Origin of the sequence: Micromonospora purpureochromogenes, assembly GCF_900091515.1 — a bacterium.
Taxonomy (GTDB): Bacteria; Actinomycetota; Actinomycetes; order Mycobacteriales; family Micromonosporaceae; genus Micromonospora; species Micromonospora purpureochromogenes.
In genome coordinates, this window is the sequence record NZ_LT607410.1 from 1,082,875 (window position 1) to 1,109,338 (window position 26,464).

At 74.3% G+C, this 26,464-nt stretch carries 29 protein-coding genes and 1 pseudogene; 20 read left to right on the plus strand and 10 right to left on the minus strand.

Annotation, left to right across the window (positions count from 1 at the left end):
- Nucleotides 1–84: 84 nt before the first annotated feature.
- Entirely contained in the window at nt 85–570 is a 486-nt protein-coding gene (locus GA0074696_RS05015) for a DUF6228 family protein (protein ID WP_407940544.1), read from the plus strand.
- Between the two features lie 13 nt (nt 571–583).
- Here the strand turns inward: GA0074696_RS05015 and GA0074696_RS05020 are convergent, their stop codons facing one another.
- On the minus strand, nt 584–1,063 hold the full coding sequence (locus tag GA0074696_RS05020) for an AhpC/TSA family protein (protein WP_088960009.1): 480 nt from the start codon (nt 1,061–1,063) through the stop codon (nt 584–586).
- On the opposite strand from GA0074696_RS05020, the gene GA0074696_RS05025 reads away from it, so the two are divergent.
- Entirely contained in the window at nt 1,040–1,402 is a 363-nt protein-coding gene (locus GA0074696_RS05025; RefSeq protein ID WP_088964365.1) for a TetR/AcrR family transcriptional regulator C-terminal domain-containing protein, read from the plus strand. The genes GA0074696_RS05020 and GA0074696_RS05025 overlap by 24 nt on opposite strands.
- Nucleotides 1,403–1,479: 77 nt before the next feature.
- Here GA0074696_RS05025 and GA0074696_RS05030 read toward each other — a convergent pair whose 3' ends face one another.
- The 3 genes from GA0074696_RS05030 to GA0074696_RS05040 all read right to left on the minus strand — a co-directional run bounded on the left by GA0074696_RS05030 (nt 1,480) and on the right by GA0074696_RS05040 (nt 4,302).
- Entirely contained in the window at nt 1,480–1,923 is a 444-nt protein-coding gene (locus GA0074696_RS05030; protein ID WP_088960010.1) for an HNH endonuclease, read from the minus strand.
- A gap of 323 nt (nt 1,924–2,246) precedes the next feature.
- On the minus strand, nt 2,247–3,773 hold the full coding sequence (locus tag GA0074696_RS05035) for an FAD-dependent oxidoreductase (RefSeq protein ID WP_088960011.1): 1,527 nt from the start codon (nt 3,771–3,773) through the stop codon (nt 2,247–2,249).
- 37 nt (nt 3,774–3,810) lie between these two features.
- Nucleotides 3,811–4,302: an MSMEG_6728 family protein gene (locus GA0074696_RS05040; protein WP_088960012.1), complete on the minus strand. Its 492-nt coding sequence runs from the start codon at nt 4,300–4,302 to the stop codon at nt 3,811–3,813.
- Nucleotides 4,303–4,389: 87 nt separating this feature from the next.
- Between GA0074696_RS05040 and GA0074696_RS05045 the strand changes: the two genes are divergently transcribed.
- Nucleotides 4,390–6,174, plus strand: coding sequence for an NAD-binding protein (locus GA0074696_RS05045; RefSeq protein ID WP_088964366.1), 1,785 nt, complete (start codon nt 4,390–4,392; stop codon nt 6,172–6,174).
- 36 nt (nt 6,175–6,210) lie between these two features.
- On the opposite strand, the gene GA0074696_RS05050 is transcribed toward GA0074696_RS05045, so the two are convergent.
- Nucleotides 6,211–7,446, minus strand: coding sequence for an APC family permease (locus GA0074696_RS05050; RefSeq protein ID WP_088960013.1), 1,236 nt, complete (start codon nt 7,444–7,446; stop codon nt 6,211–6,213).
- Nucleotides 7,447–7,456: 10 nt separating this feature from the next.
- Nucleotides 7,457–8,224 carry a phosphatase PAP2 family protein gene (locus GA0074696_RS05055; protein WP_088960014.1) on the minus strand — a complete coding sequence of 256 codons (768 nt, stop codon included), beginning with the start codon at nt 8,222–8,224 and terminating at the stop codon, nt 7,457–7,459.
- A 111-nt stretch (nt 8,225–8,335) separates the two neighbouring features.
- Here GA0074696_RS05055 and GA0074696_RS05060 point away from each other — a divergent pair, with 111 nt between their 5' ends.
- On the plus strand, nt 8,336–9,547 hold the full coding sequence (locus GA0074696_RS05060) for a DUF4032 domain-containing protein (protein ID WP_088960015.1): 1,212 nt from the start codon (nt 8,336–8,338) through the stop codon (nt 9,545–9,547).
- A 338-nt stretch (nt 9,548–9,885) separates the two neighbouring features.
- Here GA0074696_RS05060 and nagA read toward each other — a convergent pair whose 3' ends face one another.
- From nagA to GA0074696_RS05075, 3 genes are read right to left on the minus strand one after another with little or no spacing between them, the layout of a single operon-like run.
- Entirely contained in the window at nt 9,886–10,995 is a 1,110-nt protein-coding gene (nagA, locus tag GA0074696_RS05065; RefSeq protein ID WP_088960016.1) for an N-acetylglucosamine-6-phosphate deacetylase, read from the minus strand.
- Between the two features lie 2 nt (nt 10,996–10,997).
- A complete protein-coding gene (locus GA0074696_RS05070) occupies nt 10,998–11,927 on the minus strand; it encodes an ROK family protein (protein WP_088960017.1) in 930 nt (309 codons plus the stop codon).
- Entirely contained in the window at nt 11,924–12,853 is a 930-nt protein-coding gene (locus GA0074696_RS05075) for an SIS domain-containing protein (protein WP_088960018.1), read from the minus strand. The genes GA0074696_RS05070 and GA0074696_RS05075 overlap by 4 nt, the downstream gene beginning before the upstream one ends.
- A 199-nt stretch (nt 12,854–13,052) precedes the next feature.
- Between GA0074696_RS05075 and GA0074696_RS05080 the strand changes: the two genes are divergently transcribed.
- The 16 genes and pseudogenes from GA0074696_RS05080 to GA0074696_RS05155 all read left to right on the plus strand — a co-directional run bounded on the left by GA0074696_RS05080 (nt 13,053) and on the right by GA0074696_RS05155 (nt 24,036).
- A complete protein-coding gene (locus GA0074696_RS05080; protein ID WP_088960019.1) occupies nt 13,053–13,838 on the plus strand; it encodes a DeoR/GlpR family DNA-binding transcription regulator in 786 nt (261 codons plus the stop codon).
- Nucleotides 13,839–14,046: 208 nt separating this feature from the next.
- Nucleotides 14,047–14,968: pseudogene (locus tag GA0074696_RS05085) on the plus strand (ATP-binding cassette domain-containing protein).
- Entirely contained in the window at nt 14,965–15,984 is a 1,020-nt protein-coding gene (locus GA0074696_RS05090) for an ABC transporter permease subunit (RefSeq protein WP_088960020.1), read from the plus strand. The pseudogene GA0074696_RS05085 and the gene GA0074696_RS05090 overlap by 4 nt, the downstream one beginning before the upstream one ends.
- A gap of 133 nt (nt 15,985–16,117) precedes the next feature.
- A complete protein-coding gene (locus tag GA0074696_RS05095) occupies nt 16,118–16,582 on the plus strand; it encodes a DUF3263 domain-containing protein (RefSeq protein WP_088960021.1) in 465 nt (154 codons plus the stop codon).
- 219 nt (nt 16,583–16,801) lie between these two features.
- A complete protein-coding gene (locus GA0074696_RS05100; protein ID WP_231925267.1) occupies nt 16,802–17,701 on the plus strand; it encodes a hypothetical protein in 900 nt (299 codons plus the stop codon).
- 156 nt (nt 17,702–17,857) lie between these two features.
- Nucleotides 17,858–18,367: a GNAT family N-acetyltransferase gene (locus GA0074696_RS05105; RefSeq protein ID WP_088960022.1), complete on the plus strand. Its 510-nt coding sequence runs from the start codon at nt 17,858–17,860 to the stop codon at nt 18,365–18,367.
- Nucleotides 18,368–18,657: 290 nt separating this feature from the next.
- Nucleotides 18,658–19,101, plus strand: a complete 444-nt coding sequence (locus GA0074696_RS05110; RefSeq protein WP_088960023.1) for a hypothetical protein — start codon at nt 18,658–18,660, stop codon at nt 19,099–19,101.
- Between the two features lie 2 nt (nt 19,102–19,103).
- A complete protein-coding gene (locus tag GA0074696_RS05115) occupies nt 19,104–20,312 on the plus strand; it encodes an SRPBCC family protein (RefSeq protein WP_088960024.1) in 1,209 nt (402 codons plus the stop codon).
- The gene (gvpJ, locus tag GA0074696_RS32715; protein ID WP_088960025.1) at nt 20,309–20,797 is read left to right on the plus strand and encodes a gas vesicle protein GvpJ; all 489 of its coding nucleotides are present in this window, start codon (nt 20,309–20,311) and stop codon (nt 20,795–20,797) included. Before GA0074696_RS05115 ends, gvpJ (GA0074696_RS32715) begins: the two co-directional genes overlap by 4 nt.
- A 1-nt stretch (nt 20,798) precedes the next feature.
- Complete coding sequence (locus tag GA0074696_RS05125; RefSeq protein WP_088960026.1) at nt 20,799–21,554, plus strand: GvpL/GvpF family gas vesicle protein; 756 nt, start codon at nt 20,799–20,801, stop codon at nt 21,552–21,554.
- 3 nt (nt 21,555–21,557) lie between these two features.
- Nucleotides 21,558–21,881: a gas vesicle protein GvpG gene (locus tag GA0074696_RS05130; RefSeq protein WP_088960027.1), complete on the plus strand. Its 324-nt coding sequence runs from the start codon at nt 21,558–21,560 to the stop codon at nt 21,879–21,881.
- Nucleotides 21,882–21,885: 4 nt separating this feature from the next.
- Complete coding sequence (locus GA0074696_RS05135; protein WP_197700813.1) at nt 21,886–22,266, plus strand: gas vesicle protein GvpO; 381 nt, start codon at nt 21,886–21,888, stop codon at nt 22,264–22,266.
- A 1-nt stretch (nt 22,267) separates the two neighbouring features.
- Nucleotides 22,268–22,639: a gas vesicle protein GvpJ gene (gvpJ, locus tag GA0074696_RS32720; RefSeq protein ID WP_088960028.1), complete on the plus strand. Its 372-nt coding sequence runs from the start codon at nt 22,268–22,270 to the stop codon at nt 22,637–22,639.
- Nucleotides 22,623–23,444, plus strand: coding sequence for a GvpL/GvpF family gas vesicle protein (locus GA0074696_RS05145; RefSeq protein WP_088960029.1), 822 nt, complete (start codon nt 22,623–22,625; stop codon nt 23,442–23,444). Before gvpJ (GA0074696_RS32720) ends, GA0074696_RS05145 begins: the two co-directional genes overlap by 17 nt.
- Entirely contained in the window at nt 23,438–23,671 is a 234-nt protein-coding gene (locus GA0074696_RS05150; RefSeq protein ID WP_197700814.1) for a gas vesicle protein, read from the plus strand. Before GA0074696_RS05145 ends, GA0074696_RS05150 begins: the two co-directional genes overlap by 7 nt.
- Nucleotides 23,668–24,036, plus strand: coding sequence for a gas vesicle protein K (locus GA0074696_RS05155; RefSeq protein WP_231925268.1), 369 nt, complete (start codon nt 23,668–23,670; stop codon nt 24,034–24,036). Before GA0074696_RS05150 ends, GA0074696_RS05155 begins: the two co-directional genes overlap by 4 nt.
- Before the next feature lie 148 nt (nt 24,037–24,184).
- Here GA0074696_RS05155 and GA0074696_RS05160 read toward each other — a convergent pair whose 3' ends face one another.
- Complete coding sequence (locus GA0074696_RS05160; protein ID WP_088960030.1) at nt 24,185–26,428, minus strand: AAA family ATPase; 2,244 nt, start codon at nt 26,426–26,428, stop codon at nt 24,185–24,187.
- Nucleotides 26,429–26,464 lie beyond the last annotated feature (36 nt).

Genomic DNA, 26,464 nt, shown 5'->3' on the forward strand with positions numbered 1-26,464 from the left:
GGTCCGGCCCGGCACCCTCGGACACCTCCCGGACGCTATGGACCTGATGACGTAGCCGGATCGCCATGTCGCGGCGAGCCGGGAATGCACCTGCCATGCGTACCCCGGAGGCTCTACTGTCCCTGCGTGCCGCATCTTCGCCCGCCTGCCGACGAGCTCGAGGTGACGATCCGATGCCAGGCGGATCCGGGCCTGTCCGTCCGCCTGCACAGTCGCCACTTCCCGGACGAGTACGGCGTCGGCTTCTCGGTCGAGGCCCGGGCTGACGGTCTGCGTGCCGAGCTTCCCGGGGTGGCGGTCTGGGTCTGGGACGACGCCTGGCTTCCTGATTTCATCGCTCAGCTGGCCGCTGACCATCAGGGCTGGACCGAGGAACGCCGTTGGCAGACGAACCACCTGGCTGTCCGTGCCGTCTTCCATTCCCGAGGCCACGTCGCACTGACCTGGCACCTCCGACCCTGGGTGTCGCGGTCGGACACGTGGCGGGCGTCGATCACCACGTGGCTCGACGCCGGCCAGCAGATGAGCCGCCTGGCCGCGGACCTCCGCGAGTTTCTGCCCAAGCCGTGAGTCGTCCACGACATCAGGTCTGTAGCGTCGAAGGCGACGTGACGAGCCTCAGCAGCTCGTCGACCGACCACTGGTCGTAGACGTGCTCCCCGCCCCGCAGGACGGCCCACGAACTGCGCAGCACCGCACGCAGGATCGGCAGCCAGGCGCGCGGGCTGAGTAGTGCGCGCACGGACGGCTCGACGCCGAACTCGCGGTAGAGCCGCTTGTCGGGGTCGGCGATGACGGCGAAGGGCAGGTCCTCGGTGTGCTGCCGCAGTTCGTCGGCGGGCGAGTGGAAGACCACCACCTCGCGTACCCCGGCCGCCTCGATCTCGGCGTGCTGGCGGACGATCGAGCGCAGGTGCAGGTTGCAGACCGGGCAACCGGCGAACCGGCGGAGCTGGAGGTGGACGAGGCGTTCGGCGTCGACACCGCCGCTGTACCGGACGGAAGTTGGCAGGACCGGGTGGGCGTGCTGGTCCAGCGGATGCGGACCGCGATCGGCGGACATCCCGCCGTGGTGCCGCTGCTCCCCGTGCACCGGCACCGGTCGCCGACCGTGCTGCGCTGGACGGAGACGGTGCTCGGCGTCCTCGCCGAGGCGGGCTTCGCCGGCACCCGCCGGGTGGTCGCGCTGCGCGCCCTGCTCGCGTACGCCGTCGGCGCGATCCAGCTCGAACACCTGGGCCCGCTCTCGGGCAGCGGCACCGACGCGATGTCGGGCCTGTCCCCGGCGGAGTTTCCGCACCTGTCGGCCACCGCCACCGACGCCCGCCAGGTGGGACCGGATGCGGAGTTCGACGGCGGACTCGACCTGCTGCTGCGCGGACTGGCGGTCTCCTCGGACTGACCCGGACGGAGGGACCGGCGGGCGCCGCGCCGGAGGCGTACCTCCGACGCGGCCCCCTGTGCCCGCCGGCCGGCGGGTCACCGCCCGGCGAACGCGGCCCAGCTCGGCGTCACCGGCTCGCGCCGCAGCGGCATGCCCGCCTCGGCCGGCGTCCGGTCGCCCTTGCGCTGGTTGCAGGCGTAGCAGGCGGCGGTCGTGTTCTTCCAGGTGTTCCGGCCGCCGCGCGAGCGGGGCAGGACGTGGTCGATGGTGCTGGCCGGGCCGCCGCAGTACGCGCAGCACCGGCCGTCGCGCCGCAGCACGGCGGCACGGGACCAGGCCGGCCCGGCGTGGAACCGCCAGCGGGTGACCACGTACCGGACGAGGCGGACCACCCGGGGGACCGGGAAGACCCCGATCACCTGGTCCGGCTCGGCCTCGTGGATCTCGGCGACCCGGCGGCACAGCATCCGGATCGCATGCTGGACGGTGACCCGGTGCAGCGGGCCGAGGTCGGCGTTGATGACGAGGACGGCGTCCACCGGGCTCTCCCTTCACGATCGGCGGCGGACCGGGCCGGACAGCGAAAAGCCGCCCGGTCCGGCTGGGGACGGGCGGCTGGAGCACGTGCGGGCACGCGTCAGTCGGGCCACCCGTCCCGGGGACCTTCAGCTCGGCAACCATCCAGCGGCAGCGTCGACCACGCGCACGTGACGTGCGACAACGACATGACTGACTCCCGGCGGGCTGGTTGACCTTGCGCGATCACGGTAGGGCGGGCCCGGGCGGGCCGGCAACGCATTTCGATGCCCACCCGGACCGGCTCAGCCGGAGACCGGCCGGGGAGAGCCGACCGGTCCAGCGCTCAGCGTCGGGCCAGCAGCCCGCGTGGCCGGATGGACCGGACCGGCTCGGCAGCCGCGCCCTCGGCCCGCAGGATGTGGTTCGCGGCGATGATGCCGGTCGCCGCCGCGCGCTCCATCAGCGCGCTCGGGAACTCCGTGCGGATGCCGTCGCCGGCCAGGTAGAGACCGTTCGCGTCGGTGCGTACCCCCGGCCGGTCGGCGTGGCTGCCAGGGGTGAACGCCGGCGCCTGGGCCTCCACCCGGGCGCGCAGCTCGCGGACCCGTAGCCCGGCCGCCTCCGGCCAGAGCGTGGTCAGCTCGACCCGCATCCGCTCGGCCAGCTCCTCGGCGGGCACGCCCTCGTCGCAGGCATAGGCGTGCAGCTCCACCACGGAGCCGCCGGTCCGCTCGGCCCACCGACGGGAGGAGTTCTCCAGCCGGTGGTAGAGGGTCACCGAGTCCAGGGTGGGCTGCCGGGACACCCCGCTGAACACCGCCCGGTCGGCGCGGACGTCCCCGTCCATCCAGTACCGCGCCACCGCGTACGGCGGACCGGGCCGGCCGAACGCGGGCATCCGCGCCACCAGCCGGGGCGCCGCCCCGGGCAGGCCGGGGGAGGCCGCGACCAGGGCGGCCAGCGCGGGCGGGTCGACGGCGAGCACCACGTGCGCGGCGCGGTACGCCGAGCCGTCCGCGGTCCGCACCCGCCAGCCGCCCGGCTCCCGGTCCAGCCGGGTGGCGGCGGCCTCGGTGACCACCCGGCCGCCGTGCTTCTCGACGTGCCGGGTCAGCGGTTGCCAGATCGCCGTCGCGTAGTCCTCGTCCGGGCAGTCGAAGGCCAGCCCCTCGGGATTGCCGAGCAGGTAGAAGTGGAACTGGGCGATCATCTCGGCGGCCGACATCTCCGCCTCGCGGTTGAAGAACGAGTGTGAGAAGACCTCGAAGAGCATGGCTCGGGCCCGATCCGGCAGCCGCAGTGAGGTCAGCAGCTGGTCGGCGGTGGCGTTGTCGAACTCGGCGTAGGTGCGCTCCGGGTGGTAGCTGAGCAGCGGCAGCGCGGCGTCCCGGTCCATCCGGCGCAGGTCGGCCAGGCGCAGGCTGGGGCTGCGCAGCAGGAGGGCGAGCAGGTTGAGCGGCGGGGCCGGCGGCAGCCTGCCGAACTCCTCCGTCGGCCACTGCCCGCTCAGGATCGGGTACCCGGGGATCGGCTTGAGGAAGCCCAGGCCCGGATCGACCCGGCGCAGGATCGCCCGCCAGTTGTAGTACTGCCGGAAGAAGGCGTGGAAGCCGTGCTCGATGAGCTGGGTGCCGTCGGTCAGGGTCTCCGGCCAGGCGCCGAGCCGGCCGCCGAGCGTCGGCGCGGCCTCCAGCACGGTCACCGCCACGCCCCGCTCGGCGAGCACCACCGCCGCGGACATGCCGGCGATCCCACCGCCGACCACCACGGCGTCGGCCGGGCGCGGCACGCGGGGGGCGCCACCGCCGCCGGGGTCGACCAGCCGCTGGCGTACGCCGATGAGCCGACCCAGCATCTGTGACAGCGCCATGTGCACCTTCCCGCCGAAGAAATTTCAGTCTGCCCGGTCAGCCCTCGGACGGCAGCAGACAGCGCCGTTCCCGGTCCGAGGCGGGCCAGACGTACTCCAGGTCGGGTGGGATGTCGCCGAACTGCGGCCGGTAGTGCTCCGGGTCCTTGCGCAACAGCGACGAGCGGTGGCTCAGGTGCAGGTCCTCCCGGCCCAGCCAGGGTGGCAGCTCGCCGGCCCCGGCCAGCTCGGCCTGGGTCCGGATCCGCTCGATCCCGCAGGCGGCGGCCAGATCGGTGGTCATGGTGCCGGCGCAGGTGTCCGCCCGGCCCGGCTCGCACCAGACGGCGCACATGTCCAGCCCGTACCGGGTCAGCGCCTCCTCGTAGCCGGCCCACATCTTCACCGCCGGATGGTTCCGCCAGCCGTAGGTGGGCCGGGTCAACCCGCGCAGCACCTGGATGGTCTCCACCCGCTGCTTGCCCAGCCGCTTCTGGTCCAGCGTCCGGGCGCTGGCCAGGAAGTCCGGGTACGGGAGGAACGTCTGCATGCCGCTGCACTACCCGCCGTACGCCCCGACATGCGCTCATGATCAGCGGGGCTGCGCCCGGTGCGACCGGCTGACTACGATCCGGTCATGGCGGAACCCCTGCGCGACCGCGCGCGCCGCGCGACCGGCTGGCGGTTACGGGCCAACGGCGAGACGCGGCCGCACTACGTCGTCTGCGGCAACGACCCGCTCGCCTACTGGGTGGTCAAGGCGCTGCTCGCCACCGAGCTGGCGCAGGGCCGGGTCCGCATCACGCTGGTCGTGCCCGAGCGCCGTCGATCCGAGGGGCCGGACGGCCGCGACGTCGACGGTATCCAGGTGGTCCGCGCCGATCGGCTCGACGAGGCCGCCTTCCGCCGGGCCGGCCTGGCCGGCGCGGACGGGCTGGCCCTGCTGCACCAGGACGACGTGGGCAACATGCAGGCGGCGCTCTGTGCCCAGGAGGTCGAGCCCAAGCTGCGCCTGGTGGTGCGCATGTTCAACACCAGTCTCGCCAACGGCCTGCGTGAGCTCTTCCCCGACTCGGCGGTGCTCTCCGACGCCTCGATCGCCGCCCCCGCGTTCGTGGCCGCCACCCTCGGCGAGGTCGCCCCCACCCACTTCCGGCACGCCGGGCGCACTCTCTACGTGGCCCGCCGCGAGGACGTACGCCCCGGCGACGTCGTCTGCGGCCTGGCCGTCACCACGGACCCGGCCCTGGTCCGCGTGCTGCCGGCCGACGAGCCGACGGCCGACGTGGTGCTCGCCGAGGCGACCGGCCAGCCGGCCGGCACCGAGTTGGCGGCCCGCCGGCTGGTCCGGGCCCGCCGCCGCCGGCAGCCGCTCGCGGTGCTGCTCCGGGCGCTCCGCAGCTTCGCCACCCGCAAGATCGGTATTGCGGTGATGGTGCTGCTCGCGGTGATCGCGGTGCTTGGCTGGCTCAACTCCCGCGCGGTGGACGTGAGCTGGACCGAGGCGCTCTACCTGACCCTGGTCACCACGCTCAGCGGCCAGGACCCGGACGTCACCAAGCCGGCCGCCGCGCAGATCATGCAGGTGGTGCTCAACCTCGCCGGGCTGGCGCTGATCCCGCTGATCACCGCCGTGGTGGTCGACGGCATCGTCAACGCCCGGCTCGCCCTGCACGCCGGTCGGATCCAGCCGGAGCGCACCGGGCACGTCGTGGTGGTGGGGCTGGGCAACATCGGCACCCGGGTGATGGCCCAGCTGCGCGACTTCGGCGTCGAGGTGGTGGCGATCGACCGGACCGCCGAGGCGCGCGGCGCGGCGCTGGCCCGTCGGCTGGGCGTACCGCTGATCGTCGGGGACGCGGCCCGGGAGGAGACCCTGCGTTCCGCCTCGGTGGAGACCTGCCAGGCGCTGGTGGTCGTCTCCACCGACGACGGGGTCAACCTGCGCGCCGCGCTCAACGCCCGGGCGCTCAACGCCGAGCTGCGGGTGGTGCTGCGGCTCTTCGACGGCGACTTCGCCGAGCGGATCCAGCAGGCCTTCGGGATCGGCATCTCGCGCAGCGTGTCGTACCTGGCCGCGCCCGCGTTCGCGGCGGCGCTGCTGGACCGGGCGGTGATCGCCACCATCCCGGTCGACCGGCACGCGCTGCTGGTGGTGGAGGTGCCGGTGGTGGCCGGCGCGCCGCTGGACGGCCGGCCGCTGGCCGCCGTGGCCCGCCCCGGCGAGGTGCGCCTGCTCGCGCACACCCGGGCCGGGCAGCGGACGGACTGGTCCGCCGACCCGCGCATGGTGATCAACTCGGGGGACCGGCTGACCGTGGTCGCCCGGCGGGCCGGGCTGAGCGCGCTGCTGCGCGAGACGACGCCACCGCTGCCCCCGGGCTCGACCGGCACCCCCACCCCGCGCGAGCCGGAGGACTGAACCGCCCCCCGCAGGCGGTCGCGCCGGGCGTGTGGCTCAGCTTCGGGGGCGGAGGGCGTACCAGGTGGCGCCGAGGGCGAGCACGCCGAAGCCGGCGAGCACGCTGGCCGGCGGGAGGTTGACCGCGAGCAGCAGGCAGCCGGCCAGCCCCGCGACGGCGAGCGCCCGTACCGGCAGCTTCCGGGCCGGGTCCCGGCCGAGGGTCAGCGCCGACGCGTTGGTGATCGCGTAGTAGACCAGCACGGTGCAGCTGGAGAAGCCGATCGCGCCGCGTACGTCGCCGAGCGCGACCACCAGGATCACCACGGCGGCCACCGCCAGCTCCGCCCGGTGCGGCACCCGGTGGACCGGGTGCACCGCGGCCAGCGCCGAGGGCAGGTCGTGGCGGCGGGCCATCGCCAGCAGGGTCCGGCCGACGCCGGCGAGCAGGGAGAGCAGCACCCCGGTCACCGCGACGGTCGCCCCGGCCCGGACCAGCCAGGCCAGGTCGGGAAGCCTGGCGGCGGTCACCACGTCGACCAGGGGCGCGGCGGAGGCGGCCAGCCGGTCGGCTCCGAGCACGCCGACCGCGACCACGGCGAGGAGCAGGTAGACCGCCAGCACCACGCCGAGGGCCAGCGGCACCGCCCGGGGGATGGTCCGCTCCGGGTCGCGTACCTCCTCGCCCAGGGTGGCGATCCGGGCGTACCCGGCGAAGGCGAAGAAGAGCAGTCCGGCCGCGGTGAGCACGCCCCGGACCGAGCCGCCGGCTTCGGTGAGCCGGTCGAGCCGGACGTCACCGGCCGCCACCCCGGCCACCGCGACCAGGGCCAGCACCGCCAGCACCACGACCACCAGGAGCTTCGTCGCGGCGGCGGTCTTCGCGATGCCGCGCAGGTTCACCGCCGTCACCGCGACCACGGCGGCGACGGCGACCAGCCGGGCCTGCCCGGGCCAGAGGTACGCCCCGATGGTCAGCGCCATCGCCGCGCAGCTCGCCGTCTTGCCGACCACGAATCCCCAGCCGGCCAGGAAGCCGGCGAACGGGTTCAGCCGCTCCCGCCCGTAGACGTACGTGCCGCCCGACTCGGGGTAGCGCGCGGCCAGCCGGGCCGAGCTGGTCGCGTTGCAGAAGGCGATGAAGCCGGCCAGCGCCAGCGCGACCAGCAGTCCGCCGCCGCCGGCCGCGGCGGCCGCCGGCGCGAAGACCACGAAGATGCCCGCGCCGAGCATCGACCCCAGCCCGATCACCACCGCGTCGGGTACGCCCAGCCGGCGCCTCAGTCGCTCCATGGGCAGCAGGCTAGGTGACCGAGGTGAACGGATGGTCCCAGGCGCGCAACCGGCCGGGAAGGGGCAGGTCGTCCCAGGGCACCCGGTGCAGCAGCCGGTCCAGCACCAGCCCGAGCAGCAGCCCGGCCACCGAGTCGGTCAGCCAGTGCCAGCCCAGGTAGGTGGTGGTGGTCAGCACCACCAGCGGCGGCACCACCCGGACGACGGTGACCAGCCAGGTCGGCAGCTGCCGGCCGAGGCTGCGCAGCAGCGGCGCGATCAGCAGCGCCAGCACCCCGTACCAGACGATCGCGTTGGCGACGTGGCCCGACGGGTAGGACTGCGCGTAGCTGACCGGCAGGTCGTGCTGGAACAGCGGCAGGGTCTGCTCGGGCGGCAGGAACGGCTCCTTGACGCTCGCGCTGGGGGCGGGGCGGGCGGTCCACACCTTCAGCGGCCCGATCGTCAGGTAGGTCAGCGCGAAGGCGGCCACCGGGGGCAGCACCGGGCGGACCGAACGCAGCCGGACCGCCAGCAGCACGCCCAGCCCGGCGGCGAGGAGCGTCAACGGGGTGCCCTGGCCGAGGAAGTTGAACACCCGGGCCACCCAGTACGCCGCCGCCGGCCGGTGCTCCCCGGCCCAGTCGGCCACCGCCCGGTCGACGCCGAAGAAGTGGTCGGTGGCGAGCGCCACGGTCAGCCCGACCAGCGCGGCCAGCAACAGGGCGTCCCACCACCAGCCGGCGGGGCGTACCCGCGGTGGTCGGGACGCGCCGCGTACCGTCGTGGTCTCCCGCACGCGATCACGCTACCGGCCGCGGGCGGCGACCGGCCGGCGCGGGCCGTGGCGGCTGTGTGCCGAGCCACGAAGGGAAGCGTCGGGCGGGGCACACCCTTCACACTTGTCCCCGTGCGGATCACCTCGGCCCTCGTCGACCCGGCGCTGCTCGACCTCCCCTGGTCGACGCCGCTGGAGCAGTGGCCTGCCAAGCACCTGGTGGCGCTGCCCCAGGGCATCTCCCGGCACATCGTCCGGTTCGTCCGGCTGGGTGACTACGTGTACGCGTTCAAGGAGACTCGCGAGCGGATCGCCGAACGGGAGTACGACCTGCTCCGGGCCCTGGAGCGGATCGACTTCCCGTCGGTCGAGGCGGTGGCGATCGTCGCCGACCGGCAGACCGAGGACGGCGAACCGCTCGAATCGGTGCTGATCACCCGGCACCTGCAGTTCTCGCTGCCCTACCGGGCGCTCTTCTCGCACACCCTGCGCCCGGAGACGATGAGCCGGCTGCTCGACGCGCTCGCCGCGCTGATCGTCCGGATGCACCTGACCGGCTTCTTCTGGGGCGACTGCTCGCTGTCGAACACCCTGTTCCGCCGGGACGCCGGCGCGTTCGCCGCCTACCTGGTCGACGCCGAGACCGGCGCGCTGCACCACTCGCTCTCCAACGGCCAGCGCGGCGAGGACCTGGAGATCGCCCGGGTCAACATCTTCGGCGAGGCGCTGGACCTCCAGGCCGCCGGGCTGCTGCACGAGTCGATCGACCCGGAGGTGGTCTGCGAGGAGGTCGTGCAGCGCTACGAGCGGCTCTGGCACGAGATCACCTACGAGCAGCAGGTCGAGCGGGAGGCCCGGCACGACATCGAGGGGCGGATCCGCCGCCTCAACGAGTTGGGCTTCGACGTGGCCGAGGTGGCCATGTCCACCGTCGACAACGGTCGGTACCTGGTCCGCCCGAAGGTGGTCGACGCCGGCTACCACACCCGGCGACTGTTGCGGCTTACCGGCCTGGACGCCGAGGAGAACCAGGCCCGCCGGCTGCTGAACGACCTGGACGCCTACCGGATGGAGAGCGACCTGACCGACGAGCAGCAGGCGGCGCACCGCTGGCTGACCGAGGTCTTCGAGCCGGTGGTCCGGGCGGTGCCGGCGCACCTGCGCCGCAAGCTGGAGCCGCAGGAGCTCTTCGCACAGATCATCGAGCACAAGTGGCTGCTCTCCGAGCAGGCCGGCCGGGACGTCGGCATGGGCCCGGCGGTGCAGTCGTACCTGGCCGACGTACTGGTGCACCGCCCCGACGAGCAGGCGGTGCTGGGCGTCGAAGTCCCCTCCGGCGGCTGACCGCCGGGTTCGCGCATCGTGCCGGCTGCGCGGTTCAGCCCGAGCGCGCCGCAGCACATGCCCTGCTCGCCCTTTGGAGCTGATGTCGTCAACGATTCAGGCGATGGCCGGGGACGATGCGGGGCGCGCCGGGTCGGCGCGGCATCGGCGACATCTCGGCATCCACGCGAAGGGACACCGCCATCACCCGCCGATGTGGAGTTGATCAACCTGATCCATCCACGACATCAGCTCGAAAGGGAGCTGACAGGGGTATGGCCAGCGGGAGCACCCGTGCCCGGAACGCGGCCCGAGCCTGCGGGACGAGGCCCGGCCCGGGGCCGGAACAGCGAAGCGGGTCAGTCCAGCCAGGAGCCCCCGCGCATCACCCGGACCACGTTCAGCTCGTCGTCGAGCACGACGAGGTCGGCGCGGAGTCCGACCTGGAGGGCGCCGAGCCGGTCGCCGAGGCCGATCGCGCGGGCCGGCGTGGTGGCCACCATGCGGACCGCGTCGGCGATCGGGATGCCGGCGTCCACGGCGTGCCGCAGCGCGGCGTCCATGGTCAGCGTGCTGCCGGCGATCGCGCCGTCGCGGGCGAGCCGGGCCACCCCGTCGGCCACGGTGACCGCCTGGCCGCCCAGCTCGTACTCGCCGTCGGGCATCCCGGCCGCGGCCATCGCGTCGGTGATCAGCGCCGCGCGCTCCGGGCCGGCGGTCGCGGTGGTGAAGGTGAGGATCCCGTCGTGCAGGTGCACGCCGTCGGCGACCAGCTCGCAGACCACGTTCGGGGCGTCCAGCAGGGCCACGATCGGACCCGGCTCGCGGTGGTGCAGCGGGCGCATGCCGTTGAACAGGTGGGTGGCGACGCTCGCGCCCGCCGCCACGGCGGCCCGGGTCTCGTCGTACGTGGCGTCGGTGTGGCCCACCGCGGCGACCACGGCGTGCGAGGTGAGCAGCTTGATCGCGTCCAGCGCGCCGGTCCGCTCCGGGGCCAGGGTCACCATCCGCACCGCGCCCGCGCCCAGCTCGATCAGCTCGGCCAGCTCGTCGGTGGACGGGTCGCGCAGGTGGTCCGGGTTCTGCGCGCCGCACCGCGTCGCCGACAGGTACGGCCCCTCGAAGTGGACGCCGGCCAGCACCCCCTCGCCCACCAGCGGGGCGAACGCGGCGGTCGCGTCCCGCATCAGCTCGAACGGGGAGCTGACCAGGCTGGCCAGCAGGGTGGTGGTGCCGTGCCGCAGATGGAAGTCGGCCGCCGCGCGGGCGGCGTCGGCGTCGCCGGTGGTGAAGGTGTGCCCGCCGCCGCCGTGGGTGTGCATGTCCACGAACCCGGGCACGATCCAGTGCCCGTCGCGCTTCGCCGGGTACTCGGCGACCGCGGTGATCCGGTCGCCGTTGATCTCCACACACCCCTGCCGGATCACACCGGTCGGGGTCACCACCTTGCCGTTCACCCGCAGGGCCATCACTACTCCAGTCTGTCGAGGGCGAGCAGGGCGGCGCCGAGGCAGCCGGCCTCGTCGCCGAGGGCCGCCGCGACCAGGCGCGGCTCCCGGTGGAAGGTCATCCGCTCCCGCAGCGCCGCCCGCAGCGGGTCGAACAGCCGCGCGCCGGCCCGGGCCAGCCCGCCGCCGATCACCATGGTCTCCACGTCGTAGAGCGCCTGGGCGGTGGCGAGCCCGTCGGCGAGCGCCTCGACGGCCTCCCGCCAGACCTGCCCGGCCAGCTCCTCACCGGCCGCCGCCCGGTCGGCCACCTCGGCGGCGGTCAGCGGGGTGCCGGCCAGCTCGGTGTACCGGCGGCCGACGGCCGAGGCCGAGGCGACCGCCTCCAGGCAGCCGGGCCGGCCGCAGCCGCAGCGTGGGCCGTCGGGGCGTACCTGGATGTGGCCCAGCTCGCCGGCGGCGCCGTGCGCCCCGGCGGCGGCCGAACCACCGACGACGTGGGCGGCCGCGATGCCGGTGCCGACGGCGACGAAGAGGACGTGCCGGACGCCCCGGCCGGCGCCGAGCCGGCTCTCGGCGAGGCCGCCGACGCGCACGTCGTGGCCGAGCGCCGTGGGCAGTCCGAGCCGCGTGGCGGCCAGCTCCCGCAGGGGTACGTCCCGGAAGCCGATGTTGGACGACCAGACCGCCACTCCGGCGACCTCGTCCACCAGCCCCGGCACCCCGATGCCGCAGGCGATCGGGGTGAGACCCTCGGCGCGGGCCTTGCCGGCCAGCCCTTCCGCCACGTCGAGGATGGTGTCGACCACGGCGGCGGGGCCGCGCTCGGCGCCGGTGGGGTGCCGTTCGGCGTGCACCACCGCGCCGTCCGGGCGGACCAGCGCGCACTTCATCCCGGTGCCGCCGACGTCCAGTGCGACGACGACCGGGGCACCGTCGGGGGCGTCGGTCACGCGAGGACCACGGAGCGGCTCAGGTGCCGGGGCGCGTCCGGGTCGAGGCCGCGGCTGGTGGCCAGGGCGACCGCGAAGCGCTGGGCCAGGATCAGGTCGGCCATCGGGTCGACCGGGGTACGCCCCGCCGCCCAGCTGCCCAGCACGGTGCGGCAGCCGTGGTGGCGGCTGTGCACGAACGCCGCGCCGGTGGCCGCCACGTCCTCGGGCAGCCCCTCGGGCAGCTCGCCGAACGCCCAGACCAGCCGGCCCGGTGCGGCGATCGAGATCGGGCCGTGCCGGTAGTCCATCGCCGGGTACGCCTCGGCCCAGAAGGTGGCCGCCTCCCGGCACTTCAGCGCGGCCTCCTGGGCCAGCCCGACCGTCCAGCCCCGGCCGAGGAAGGTGGCCTGCTCGATGCGGGCCGGGTCGATCGGCAGCGGGGCCCGGACGGTCACCTCGGCGTCGGCGGCGAGCGCCTCGACGTTGTCGCCGAGGTGGGCGCGGAGCAGCGCCAGGGCGCTGGTCGCGAAGCGGGTCTGCACCACCGAACGCTCGTCGGCGAAGGGCATGGTCACCGCCGCGTCGGCCAGCCCGGTGGCGGGCGAGGCGGGGTCGCCGACGAGGACCGTGGTGGGGGTCTGCCCGCGCAGCGCGGCGAGCAGGTCGAGCACCTCGGTGGTGGTGCCGGAGCGGGTGATCGCGATCAGCCGGTCGTAGCGGCGGCCGGTGGGGAACTCGCTGGCCTGGAAGGCGTCGGTCTCGCCGTGGCCGGCGCGCTCGCGCAGCCCGGCGTACGCCGCCGCCATGAACCAGGAGGTGCCGCATCCGACGACGGCGACCCGCTCGCCGGGGCGCGGCAGGTCGGCGGCGACGGTGCCGGCGAGCTGTGCCGCCTCCCGCCAGCAGTCGGGCTGGCTCGCGATCTCCGCGTCGACGTACGCCATGAGAACTCCTCGCACAGGGCGGCGGTGCGCAATACGGCTCATTACAGCCGTCTTTCGCGCGTCATTCTGCGCGAACCCGGGTGGCCGTCGCAACCAGCTCCCAGATCGCGCAGGTGGTGGTTTTGCGCCCTCGTAGTTTCGCGCACTACTGTGCACGCAATCAATCACCGTTCGTGCAGAGTCAACGGAGGCCCCCGCGGTGGACCGGTACGCCAGATGGAACGCTCTGCTCGAGATGCTGACCGACAGTGGTCGGGTCAGCGTCGAGGAGGCGGCCGAGCGGCTGGACGTCTCGCAGGCCACCATTCGCCGTGACTTCGACCAGCTCGCCCAGCAGCAGATGATCACCCGTACCCGGGGTGGCGCGGTCGCCAACGGCGTCTCGTACGACCTGCCGCTGCGGTACAAGACCGCGAAGCACTCCGCCGAGAAGCAGCGGATCGGCGCGGCCGCCGCCGCCCTGGTCACCCCGGGCTCCGTGGTCGGCCTCAACGGCGGCACCACCAGCACCGAGGTGGCCCGCGCCCTGGCCGTCCGCCCCGACCTGAACACCAGCGCCGAGGGCGCCCAGCTGACCGTGGTGACCAACGCCCTGAACATCGCCAACGAGCTGCTGGTCCGCTCCCGGATGAAGGTCGTGGTCGCCGGCGGGGTGGTGCGCCCGAAGTCGTTCGAGCTGGTCGGCCCGCTGGGCGGGGCGCTGCTGCGCGAGGTCACCCTGGACGTCGCCCTGCTCGGCGTGGACGCAGTCGACCCGCAGCTCGGCGCCGCCGCTCACCACGAGGGTGAGGCGGCGATGAACAACCTGATGGTGGCCCGGGCCAAGCGCGTCGTGATCATCGCGGACTCGTCCAAGCTGGGCGGGCACGCCTTCGCCCGGATCTGCCCGGTGGACCGGGTGGAGACGCTGGTGACCGACTCCGGGGCGGCGACCGAGGTGGTGGAGGCGTTCCGCGCCGCCGGCGTCAACGTCATCTGCGCCTGAGTCCCTCGTTGATACACCGTCGGTAGCGGCTCGATGCCCCGATGCATACCGGGTATTGCCCTCGCGGGCATACCGAGTATGGTGACCGCTGTCATAAGCCAACCATCGGGGGAGGCGCAGCTTGTCGGCTGTCCTGGAGATCGAAGGTCTACGTAAGACGTACAAGAGCCGCCGGCGGGGCACCCGCAACGCGCTGGACGGCTTCGACATGCGGGTCGAGGCGGGCCAGGTGCACGGCTTCCTCGGCCCCAACGGGTCGGGCAAGACCACCACCCTGCGGACCCTGCTCGGCCTCATCAGGCCCGACGGCGGCCGGATGACCATCCTCGGGCACGAGGTGCCCGGGGCGCTGCCCAACGTGGCCGGTCAGGTCGGCGCGATCGTCGAGAGCCCGCAGTTCTTCCCGCACTTCACCGCGCGCGACACCCTGTCGCTGCTCGCCGGCGCCGGCGACGTGCCGGTCAACCGGGTCGACGAGGTGCTGGAACTGGTCGGCCTGCGCGACCGGGCCGGTGAGCGGGTCAGGACGTACTCGCTCGGCATGAAGCAGCGGCTCGCGGTCGCCTCGGCCCTGCTCAAGAACCCGAGGCTGCTGATCCTCGACGAGCCGGCCAACGGCCTACCCCGGCGGCATCCGGGAGATGCGCACCCTGATGCGCACCCTCGCCGAATCCGGGATGACCGTGGTGCTCTCCAGCCACATCCTCGGCGAGATCCAGCTCATCTGCGACTCGGTCACCATCATCTCGCTGGGCCGGCGGGTCGCCTTCGGCCCGGTCGACCAGGTGCTCGCCGCGCACTCGCACGGCGGGGTCCGGGTCCGGCTGGAGGCGGCCGAGGACCTCGCCGCCGCCGCCGATCTGCTCGACCGCTCCGGCGTGTCGGTGACCCGACACCCCGACCACCTGATGCTGGCCGGCGTGGACAAGCCCGCCTCGGTCAGCCGGCTCCTCGCCGAGCAGCACCTGTACGTCAGCGAACTGGCCCCGGTCGCGGTGGACCTGGAGAGCGTCTTCCTGGAGCTGACCGCGACCGCGCCGGTGCCCGGTCAGCACCGCCAGGTCGACCAGTCCACGAAGGTCGGTGGGTCGGAGCAGGCCGGCGCCGCCGGAGGAGGTTGGGGAGCATGAGTCTCTACCGTACGGAGCTGCGCCGGCTGACCAAGCGGCGCTTCACCCGCTGGATGACCCTGGCCGGGGTGCTGGTGCTGCTGGCGGTGCTCGCCGGCGTCTTCCTGACCAACCACAAGATCGGCCCAGCCGAGCGGGCCAGCGCCGAACGCCAGGCCGAGCAGCAGTACCAGGAGCAGATCCGCTGGGCCGAGCAGGAGAAGGCGGCCTGCGTGCAGGGCCAGGCTGCCGGCACGCCGAAAGACGGCCGGTTCCCGCCGGACTGCGAGATGATCAGTCCACCGCCGCGGGACGCGTTCCAGGCGCAGTGGTTCCTGCCGTCCACCTTCGACTTCCGCAAGACCTTCGACGACACGCTGGTGCCCTTCACCGCGATCCTGGCGCTGGTCGGGTTCGTCGTCGGCGCGTCCTTCGTCGGGGCCGAGTGGAGCACCGGCGGGATGATGAACCTGCTGCTCTGGCGGCCGAAGCGGCTCACCGTACTGCTGACCAAGCTGGCGGCGCTGCTGACCGGCCTGCTCACCCTGGCCCTGACCTCGGCGGTGGTCTGGACCGTCGGGTTCTGGCTGGTCGGCACCTTCCGCGGCACCACCGCGAAGACGACGTCCGGGGCGTGGCAGTCCTTCGCGCTCACCGGGCTGCGCGGGCTGCTGCTGGTGCTGACCGCCGCGACGATCGGTTTCGCGCTGGCCTCGCTGGGCCGGCACACCGCGATGGCGCTCGGCGGCGCGATCGCGCTCGCCGTGGTCGGCCAGTTCGGCGTGGGCATCCTGCTCAGCATGGCCAACGTGAAGTTCGTGGAGGCGTGGCTGCTGCCCACCTACGCGCTGGCCTGGATGCAGAAGAAGGTGACCCTGGAGAACTGGGACTCCTGCAACAACGTCTCGTTCTCGGGGGAGTGCAAGCCGGAGACCCTCGACATCACCTGGCAGCACTCGTCCACCCTGCTGATCGGCGGGTTGGTCCTGCTGCTCGGCGCGGCCCTCTGGACGATGCGGCGGCGCGACATCTCCTGACCGCCGGCCGGGTCCCGCGCCACCGCGCGGGGCCCGGCGCGCGTCGGGTGCGCCGGACAGCGCCCCTGGTTACGCTGGGGTCCCCCGGTCGGCGTCGGAGTTGCCGGCCGTCCGCGCTGTGTGAGGAGCGACCATGCCCGCCGACGCGTCCGCGGCCGCCAGCGACCGGCCGGAGCCGTCCGGGCAGGCCGTTACCGACCAGCGGCCCGGGTCCGTCGTCCCTACGCCGCGCAGCGCGCCGCCGGTCGAGGACGCCCCGGAGCCCGTCAACGCCGCGGCCGTCCTCGCCGCCGTGGCGGACGACGCGCCGGACGTCGAGGGGCCGTCGGCCGAACCGGTGCCCGCGCAGCGCGGACCGGGCACGGCGGACACCCTCACCGAGCGGGAGCAGCGGATTCTCGCCTTCGAACAGCAGTGGTGGAAGCACGCCGGGGCCAAGGAACAGGCCATCCGGGACACCTTCGGCCTCTCCGCCACCCGCTACTACCAACTGCTCAACGCCCTGCTGGACCGGCCCGCCGCGCTCGCCGCCGAACCGGTGCTGGTCGGGCGGCTGCGCCGGCTGCGCTCCTCGCGGGCCCGCAACCGCCGGCGCTGATCACTTCCCGTCCGTGCGCCGGCCGTCGTCGGCGGCCGGAAAGCTCGGTGCCCACCCGGTGAGCTGTCTGCCCGGCCACACCGCGCCGTGCGCTGACGCTACCGTCGTTGACCGGCGCCTACCGGCGGTTCGTCCGAATCCCGGCGGCGCCGAGGACGGGCATGGGGTGGGCCGGGCCGGGTAGCCGGGCTCTCGGACGACGGCGAGGGGAGCGGGCTGATGGTGGGACCGGAGGCGCGGCACCCGGCGGGGCACACGGTGCGGACCGTCGGTGAGGCGTACGCGATGCGGGTGCGGTCCGCCTCGGTGGCGGCGCCCGGCCGCCCGGAGAACGAGGACGCGGTGTTCCGGTTCGGTCCGCTGGTGGGCGTCCTCGACGGGGCGACCGTGCCGGAGGGCTTCGACACCGGGTGCGTGCACGGGCCCGCGTGGTTCGTCCGCCACCTGGCCGCCCGGATCGGGCTGGCCGTCGCCGCCCGGCCGGCGGCGACCCTGGTGAGCAGCCTCGCCGCGGCGCTGCTGGCGGTCCGCGCCGACCACGGGGACGCCTGCGACCTGGACCATCCGGGCACCCCGTCGGCGACCGTCTGCCTGCTCCGGGAGGGCGGCGAAGAGGTCGACTACCTGGTGCTCTGCGACAGCCCGCTGGTCCTGGACGTCGGCGGCCGGGTCGAGGTGATCTCCGACGACCGGCTGGACGACGCGCTGGCCGACCTGCGCCGGATCGTGGCGGGACTGCCGGCCGGGGAGATCGACTCGGAGACCCGGTTCCGGCAGGCGGTGCAGGTGCAGCGGGAGCGGATGAACCGCACCCACGGTTACTGGGTCGCCGCGACGGACCCGGACGCCGCGTACCACGCGGTCACCGGAACCCTGCCACTGCGCGGGCCGGACGCGGTCCGCCGGGCGGTGCTGCTCTCGGACGGCGCGTCCAGTGCCGTGGAGCAGTTCGGCCTGTTCGACTGGGCCGGACTGCTCGACCTGGTGACCACGCAGGGACCTGGCGCGCTCATCGACCGGGTACGCGCCGCCGAGCGCGACCACCCCGAGCGGCTGCGCCGGCACAAGCGCGCCGACGACGCCTCGGCGGTGCTCTGCGAGTTCCCGTCCCGAACCTGAGTCCGCGCGGCCCGACCGGTGCCGGCTCTGGCCGCGACAGCGGAGCGTGACGCGGAACACCCCGATGGGACGACCGGCCGGTACCTGGAGACCGGAGGGCCATTCGCGGCCCAAAGGGCTGGACGACCGGCGGCGGTACCGGCAGACTGCGGCACTGTGACGGGTGCGGTACGACTGGAGCCACTGGACGAGCGGAACCTGGAGCCGTTGCTCTCCGTAGCGGTGGCCGAGGCGGAGTCGGGTGACGTGATGCCCCCGGTCGAGGCGCCCGCCGGCTGGTCGCTGGCCCGTCGGGAGGCGTTCCGGGAGTTCCACCGGGCCAGCTTCGGCGGCCTCGACGGTCCCACCCGCACCCGCATGTACGCGATCGTGGCCGGTGGCGAGGTGGTCGGCATGGTGCGGATGAGCCGCTGCGAGGAGCCCGGCGTGGTGGAGACCGGGATGTGGCTCGGGCGTTCGGCGCGCGGCCAGGGCCTCGGCGTCGGCGCCCTGCGCGAGTTGCTCAACGAGGCCGCCGCGGCCGGCATGCACGCCGTGGTCGCGGACACCACCCGGGACAACATCGGGGCCGTCCAGGTGCTGAAGAAATGCGGCGCAAAACTGCTCGAAAATGGCGACAAAGTCCACGCCGAAATCTGTCTCGACGCCATCCCGCCAGCATTCTGACAATTCTTCGCGAAGTTTGATCCTTCTCGCGTCCTTCCTGGTCGACGCGTTCTCACTGTCCGGTTTGCCGCCTTGATCGCCGCCTGGACGACTCCTTCCTCTCCTTGCCGCAATGTGACCGGGAATTGCCAGGAAATGTTTTGCGCCCCGGTGGGCGGGTACTGCCGGCCGGGTCCGTAAGAACGGGACGTCCCGCCGCAGGACCACCGTGTGCGCATTCCCCCCGGTGCTGGTTTCCGGCCCTCGGTGGAATCGGGCCGTCCCGACCACCGGGGAGTGAAGGAGAACCGATGAAGAGCGGAATGCGGGTCGGCCTCGCGGTCGGCCTCGGATACGTCCTCGGCCGACGGAAGAAGCTGCGTACCGCCCTCACCCTGGCCGCCGCCGTCGCCGCCGGGCGGGCCAGCCGTGATCCCCACCTGCTCAAGCGCGGCACTGACCTGTTGACCTCGTCCCCTCACCTGGCGGGCCTCGGCAAGCTGGGCAGTCCGCTCGCCTCGGCCGGCAAGGCCGCCGCGGGCGCGGCCGCGGGCAGCGGCCTCGACGCCATCAGCGGCAAGCTGCGCGGCAGCGCGGACGCCCTGCGCCGCAGGTCCGGCGGGGGTGGGGGCGACTCCGGCGGAGGTGGGGGCGACGAGCAGCGGTCCGCGCCCGACGAGGAGCAGGAACTGGGCGACCAGCCGCAGCCGGGTGAGGGCGGCGCCGACCCGGCGACGTCGAAGCGGGGGCGGTGACCATGGCGGCCAACGTTCCCGGCGGCCTGGCCAACCGGGCGAAGGAGCAGCTCGGCGCCGACCTGCGGGAGCTGGCGTCCGCGATCGGCGAGCGGGCCGTCTCGGTGGTCACCGAGCGGATCACCGGTGCCACCGGCCGGCTCAGCGAGTACGCGAAGCAGGGCGGCGGCCCCGGCCTGGTCGCCGCCGCCACCGGCATGCAGCAGCTCGCCGAGGGCAAATCCCCCATGAAGGCCATGTTCCGGGCCGGCCTGGCCGGCGGTAAGGAGAAGGTGATGTCGGCGTTGGGTCGTGGCGGCGGCAAGGGTGGCAAGGGCGGTGGCAAGAAGCTCAAGGTCACCAACATCGTCGAGGCGATCGAGGTCGGCGTGCCGGTCCGGGTGGCGTACAACCAGTGGACGCAGTTCGGGGATTTCCCGAGTTTCATGAAGAAGGTCGAGCAGGCCGACTGCGAGTCGGACGAGAAGATGACCTGGAAGGCGCAGGTCTTCTGGTCGCATCGGAGCTGGGAGTCGACCATCGTCCGGCAGATCCCGGACCGGCTCATCCACTGGCGGTCCAAGGGTGAGAAGGGTTCGGTGGACGGCACGGTCAGCTTCCACGAGGTGGCCCCTGACCTGACTCGCATCCTGGTGGTCCTGGAGTACCACCCGCAGGGGCTCTTCGAGCACACCGGCAATCTCTGGCGCGCCCAGGGCCGGCGGGTGCGGCTGGAGCTGAAGCACTTCGTCCGGCACGTGATGACCAACACCGTGCTCGACCCGGACTCCGTCGAGGGCTGGCGGGGCGAGATCGAGGACTCCCAGGTGGTCAAGGACCACGAGACCGCGCTGCGCGAGGAGCAGGAGGCCCGCGAGGAGCAGGAGCAGCGGGGCCGGGCCGAGGAGGCCGAGGAGCAGCCGGAGGAAGTCGAGGAGGAGCGCGAGGAGCGCCGGCCCGCCGAGCGCGGCCGCGGTCGTCCGCCGGAGCGCCGCCGGCCCCCGGCGGACGAGTACGACGAGTACGACGAGGGCGAGGACTACGACGAGGGGTACGACGAGACGGAACCCGAGGAGGAGCCGCCGCCCCCGCCACGCCGGCGACCCGAACGGGCCCGCCGACCCCAGCCTGCGCGCGAGGAGCCGGAGCGCCCGCGCCCGGTGACCCGTCGTGCGCCCGAGGCACCCCGGCGGCCGGTGGTCCGCCGTCGGCGCGAGGAGCGTGAGGAGTGAGCGTCACGACGACCGGCGGTGGCGCGGCCGACGGCGGCGCGCTGGAACGCGGCGGTGCCACCTCGGGCCTCGCCGACGTCGTGGAGACCGTGCTGGACAAGGGCGTGGTGATCGACGCCCAGGTCACCATCGGCGTGGTCGGCATCCCGCTGTTGGAGATCAACGCGCGGGTGGTGGTGGCGAGCATCGAGACGTACCTGAGGTTCGCCGAGATGGTCGACCGGCTCGACATCTCCCCCAAGGAGGGCGGTCCGCTGTCCGGTCTCGTCGGCGACGTCACGGACGCCGCCCGCGAGGTCACCTCCGGGCTGGGTGACACCGTCGGCGGTGTCACCCGCGACGTGGGCGGGGCCACCCGCGAACTCGGCGGCACCGCCCGGGAGTTGGGCGGCACCGCCGGTGAGTTGGGCCGTACCGCCCGCGGCACGGTGGCCGGCGCGACCGGCCCCGACCGGCCGCGCCGACGCCGGGACAGGGAGGGCTGAGATGGCCGACGAGACCGGGCTGTTCATCTACGGCATCGTGCCGTCCGATGTGGAGCCGACCCCCGACGCGAAGGGGGTCGGCGACCCGCCGGGCGAGGTGGCGGCGGTACGGCACGGCGACCTCGCCGCGCTGGTCAGCGAGGTGGGGCTGGAGGAGCCGGTGGGCCGGCCGGCCGACCTGACCGCGTACCAGGAGCTGCTGGACGGCACCGCGGCGGTCGCCCCGGTGCTGCCCGTGCGGTTCGGCACGGTGGTGACCGGGACCGACGCGGTGGTGGACCTGCTCGACGCGCACCAGGACCGGTTCGCCGCCGCCCTCGACGAGATCGAGGGGAAGATCCAGTACATCCTGCACGGCCGTTACGACGAGCAGGCCCTGATCGGCGCCGTGCTCGCCGACAACCCGGCCGCCGCCGACCTGGCCGCCCAGGTGCGGGGTCAGCCGGAGGAGGCCACCCGGGAGCACCGGATCCGGCTCGGCGAGATCATCAGCCAGGCGGTGGAGCTGCGCCGGGAGGCGGACAACGGGGATCTGGTCGAGGCGCTGGCTGCAGTCTCCGTGGCGAACGCGATCCGGCCGCCGACCCGCGAGCTGGACTCGGTGCATGCCGCCTTCCTGGTGGAGGCCGACCGGGAGGCGGAGTTCGTGGACACCGCCGAGGAGTTCGCCGGGCCGCGTCGGGAGCTGATGCGGATCCGCCTGCTCGGACCGCTGGCCCCGTACGACTTCGTCAGCGCACACGAATTGGCGGAGTGACCGGTGGAGATCCTGTGGAGCCTGCTGACCCTGCCGTACGCCCCGGTGCGCGGGCTGACGGCGGTGGTCAAGGTGATCGCCCGGGAGGCCGAGTCCCAACTGCACAGTCCGATCAACATCCGGCGCGAGCTGGAGGAGCTGGACGAGGCGGCGGCGGCCGGGGAGATCACCGCTGAGGAACGGGACCGGGGGCAGCAGCAGGTCCTCGAGCGACTCTCCGGCTCCGGCAGCGCGAGCGGCAGCCCGAGCGGCAGCAGCGCGAGGCCCGAGCCGCAGCGGCGCGCGGCCGGCCGCCGGGGCGATCCCGACCATCGGCGAAGGGAGTGAGCGGGTGGCGTCAGGACTGATCCGCGGCGACGGTGACCGGGGACGCCGCCCCGGGCCGGCGGACCGCGACGACCGGGACGACCGGAACGACCGGGACGACCGGTACGACGACGAGGAGTACGTCGAGCCGATCCCGGCCGCCCAGGCGGCCCGCGAGGGGCTGACCCAGATCGCGGCCCTGACCGGCAAGGACGCGCTGGGCACGGTCTCGCTCCAGGCCACCGACGAAGGCTGGCTGGTCGGTGTGGAGGTGGTGGAGGACCACCGGATCCCCGCCTCGACCGACCTGCTCGGCCTGTACGAGGTCGAGCTGGACCTGGACGGCGGGCTGATCGGCTACCGCCGGGTGCGCCGCTACCAGCGCGGAAAGGGCGAGGTGGGCTGAGATGACCAGACCGCAGACCCCGGCGGTGGTGCAGAACTCCGGTCAGGTGCTGCCGGCCGGGCACGAGCCGGCCAACCTCGGCGACATCCTGGAACGGGTGCTCGACCGGGGCATCGTGATCGCCGGCGACATCCGGGTCAGCCTGCTCGACATCGAGCTGCTGACGTTGAAGCTGCGGCTGGTCATCGCCTCGGTGGACACCGCGCGGCAGATCGGCATCGACTGGTGGGAGCACGATCCGTGGCTCAGCTCGAAGGCCCGCCCGCCGGTCGAGCCGGGGCCGCGCGACCCGGAGCAGGTGGAGGCGGAACGCCGGCCCCGGGCGGCCCGGCGGGCGGCCGCACGGGAGGGGTGGAATGAGTACGGCACTTGACCCGGCGGTCACCGTCGGCGCCTGGCTGCACGGTGTGGTTCGCGACCCGGACCCGGCCGCCCTGGCCGCGGTCCCCGGCATGGACGGTGGGCCGGTCCGGGCCGTCCGGGCCGCCGGCCTGGCGGCGGTGGTCAGCGCCGCGCCGCTGACCGAGTACGGCGAGCAGGCGCTGCGCCGCAACCTGGAGGACCTGGCCTGGCTGGAGCGCGCGGCGCGGGCGCACCACGCGGTGGTGGACGCGCTCAGCCGGGCCGGTGCGGTGGTGCCGGCCCGGCTGGCCACCGTGCACCACGACGACACCCGGGTCGCCGCCATGCTCGCCGAGCGGCAGGCCGAGCTTGCTGCGGCGCTGCACCGGCTGACCGGCCGCGGCGAGTGGGGCGTGAAGGGGTACGTGGTGCCGGGCGCCCTGCCCCGCACCGAGGCGACCGGCGGCGGGGGTGGGGCGGGCGCGGCGTACCTGCGGCGGCGCCGGGCCGAGCTGACCGCCCGGGACCAGGGGCAGCGGATCGCCGGGGAGGCCGCCGCCGCGGTGCACGCCGCCCTCGCCGGGTACGCCACCGCCGCGCGCCGGCACGCCCCCCAGGACCGGCGGCTCTCCGGTGCGCCGACCGCCATGGTGCTCAACGGCGCGTACCTGGTGGAGACCGCCGGGGTGGAGGGCTTCGCCGCGCTGGTCCGGGAACTCGCCGACCGGCACCCGGAGATCCGGCTTGAGCTGACCGGCCCGTGGCCGCCGTACTCCTTCGTGGCGGACGGTCCGGCGGAGCCCGCGCGCCTGGTGCGGCGGGAGCCGGCGTGGTGACCACCTCGCTCGCCCCGAACACTGCCGACGACCCGTTGGCCTACCGCCCGGTGGCGCTGGTCGACCTGCTCGACCGGGTGCTCGCCACCGGTGTGGTGATCTCCGGCGACATCACCCTGGCCATCGCCGACATCGACCTGGTCCGCATCTCGCTGCGCGCGCTGGTCGCGTCGGTCGGTGCGCTCACCCCGCCCGAGCTGCCCGATCCGCTCGGGGAGGTCGGGTGACCGGGCCGGGGCCGCGCCGGGACGAGGCGGCCGAGCTGGCCGCGGCCCTCGGCGAGACGGCCGCCTGGCAGGCCCCCCGGGTGACGCCGCTGGACCGGCGGCTCGCCGTCGACCGGGACTCCGTCGAGCGGGGGCTGGCCAGCCTCGTGCTCACCGTGATCGAGCTGCTGCGGCAGCTGATGGAACGGCAGGCGCTGCGCCGGGTCGACCTCGGCGACCTCACCGAGGAGCAGATCGAACGGGTGGGCGCCACGCTCATGGCGCTGGAGGAGCAGATGTCCGAGCTGCGCGAGTACTTCGGTCTCGCCCCTGAGGACCTCAACCTCGACCTCGGCCCGCTGGGCCCGCTGCTGCCCACCGACTGACGCGGCCGGCGGCCACCACTACCCGCCGTGGGCAGCGTCCGGCGGCGGACACCACCATGAGCGTGATACCTCAGAGTCATCTTGATGCCTCTGAGGTATCACGCTCGTGAGGGTCCTGACCATTCGCCACCGCCCTGGCGGGTGTCCGTCAGCGTGCCGCGTGCTTCTCCGCGTACCCGGCCAGCCAGGCCACCTGCGCCGGGTCGAGCGAGGGGCGCACCCGCTTCCGGGCGGTGGCCACGTGCGCGGCGGTGACCGTGGACGCGGCCAGCGACTCGCGCATCGCGGCCAGCGCGGCCTCCCGGACCAGCGCGGCGCAGTCCGCCGCCGAGAAGCCGTCCAGCTCCCCGCCGAGCGCGGCGAGGTCCACGTCCGGCGCGAGCGGCACGGTCCGGGACGCGGCGCGCAGGATCTCCGCCCGGGCGGGACCGTCCGGCGGCGGCACGTGGACCAGCCGTTCCAGCCGCCCGGGGCGCAGCAGTGCGGGGTCGACCAGGTCCGGCCGGTTGGTCGCGGCGACCACCACCACGTTGCGCAGCGCCTCCACCCCGTCCAGCTCGGTGAGGAGCGCGGCGACCACCCGGTCGGTCGTACCCCCGTCGCTGGCCTGGCCGCGCACCGGGGCCAGGGCGTCGACCTCGTCGAGGAAGACCAGCGTGGGCGCGGCCTCGCGGGCCCGGCGGAACAGCTCCCGGACGGCGCGTTCGCTCTCGCCGACCCACTTGGAGAGCAGCTCCGCGCCCTTCACCGACAGCACGTTCGCCCGGCCCGACCCGGCCAGCGCCGTCACCAGGTATGTCTTGCCGCACCCGGGCGGCCCGTAGAGCAGCACCCCCCGGGGCGGCTGCACGCCCAGCCGGGCGAAGGTGTCCGGATAGGTCAACGGCCACAGCACCGACTCGGTGAGGGTCTGCTTCACCTCGACCAGGTCGCCGACGTCGTCCAGGGTGACCGAGGCCAGCTCCAGGGTGGACGCGGCCATCGTGGTCGGCCGGACCACCTCCAGCGCCGCCGTGAAATCGGCCATCGCCACCGTCGGCCGCTCGACGGCCTTCTGCCGCAGGGCCGCGCGGACCCCGGCCTCGCGTACCAGCGCGGCCAGGTCGGCGGCGACGAACCCGGGGGTACGACCGGCGACCTCGTCCAGCCGGACGTCCTCGGCCAGTGGTACCTGCCGGGTCAGCACGGTGAGCTGCTCGCGGCGCAGCGCGGGATCGGGCAGCGGCACGGTGATCCGCAGGGAGAGCAGGTCCGGGGCGCGCAGCGCCGGGTCGACCGCCTCGGGGCGGGAGGTGGTGCAGACCACCGCCGCCCCGGCCCGGACGGTCTCGGCGATCGCCTGGCGGAACACGGTGGCCAGGGGACCGGGCTCCTCGGCCGGGGCCAGCGCCTCCACGTCGGTGACCAGGAGCACGGCCGGCCCGCCGGCGCGTACCTCGGTGGCGGCCTCGCGCAGCCGGCGGCCCGCCGCGTCGTTGCTCAGCGCGGCCAGCTCGGGCGCCCAGAGCGGGCGCACCCGTGCGCCGACGGCGGCGGCGACCGCCCGGACCAGCGCCGACTTGCCCGAGCCGGCCGGGCCGCTGAGCAGCACGCCGAGCGAGACGGTGGTGCCGAGCCGGCCCAGCACCTCGCGGTGGTGGAAGCCCAGGTCGAGCAGCTCGGTCAGCTCCTCGGCCTGGGTACGCAGCCCGGGCAGCTCGTCCACGTGCGGCGCCTCGTCCACCGCGACCGTCCCGGTGGTGGAGTGGCCGCCCGGTGCCGGGCCGGGCGCGAGGCGGGCGGTGGTGGGGCGGTCCGGTCCGGGCGAGCCGTGGGTGGCCGGGCCGTGCTCCCAGCCGACCACGGTGTCCATGGTGACCAGCGCGCCCGCGTCCGGCTCGGCGTCCACGACGGTGAGCAGGGTGCTGGTCCAGGCGTACCCGACGGTGTTGGCGAGGCTGCGCCGCGCGGCCTCGACCAGGCTGCGCACCGAGGCGTCCGGGAGCACGTCCTGCGGCAGCAGGGAGACGTCGTCGCCGGGGGTGACCATCTTGCCCAGCAGGGCGAGCCGCAGCATCTCCGGCGACACCGCCGCCACCACCGCCACCGGGCCGCTCAGCGTCACCCGGCGAGCGGGGACCACCGGCGCCGGGCCGATCGTCACCCGCCCACCGTCGCGCAGCCCGAGGTTGCCCAGTACCAGGTCGTCGGCGTAGAGCAGGGCGGCGCTCGCGGTCGACTCGGCGGGCGCCACGATGCCGGCGGTCACCCGCCGGCCGACCAGCCGCACCGGGTCGCCGGGGCGCAGCGCCAGCGCGGTCAGCACCTCCGGGTGCAGCCGTACGATGCCCCGTCGGGCGTCCAGCGCGGCAGGCCGCAGGCTCGCGGTGAGGGTCAGGTCCGGCTCGGCCATCGCCCGAGAGTAGCGGCCTCCGACACGGCCCGCCCG